This is a genomic window from Bradyrhizobium sp. Kon69 (assembly GCF_055807515.1).
This window is the reverse complement of the sequence record NZ_JBVVOS010000535.1, coordinates 1-242: the sequence shown is the minus strand read 5'-3', so window position 1 is coordinate 242 and position 242 is coordinate 1. Positions and strand designations below refer to the sequence as shown.

Below are 242 nucleotides of genomic sequence, written 5' to 3'. Positions count from 1 at the left end.
CACGTCGCGCAGGGCCGGTTCGATGCGCGGCTGTTCACCGAACAAACCGGCCGTCTGCCGCGTTCGCGCCTCCGGCCCGCACAGCAGATGCGCGGACGCGGGATATCGGCCCGATAAAGACAACGCCGCGCCTTGCCAGTCCATCAGCAGCGACTCGTCATCGGCAAAGCGCGCGTGTTTCAGCGACGGCGTGGCCGCATGGCAGATCAGGGTCAAACGGGTAGCCTGCACGCAAATCATTC

At 65.7% G+C, this 242-nt stretch carries 1 pseudogene; it reads right to left on the bottom strand.

Annotated features, from left to right (window positions below):
- Positions 1-216 (bottom strand): annotated as a pseudogene (locus AC0L3U_RS40065) (hypothetical protein); the annotation flags it as partial.
- Positions 217-242 lie beyond the last annotated feature (26 nt).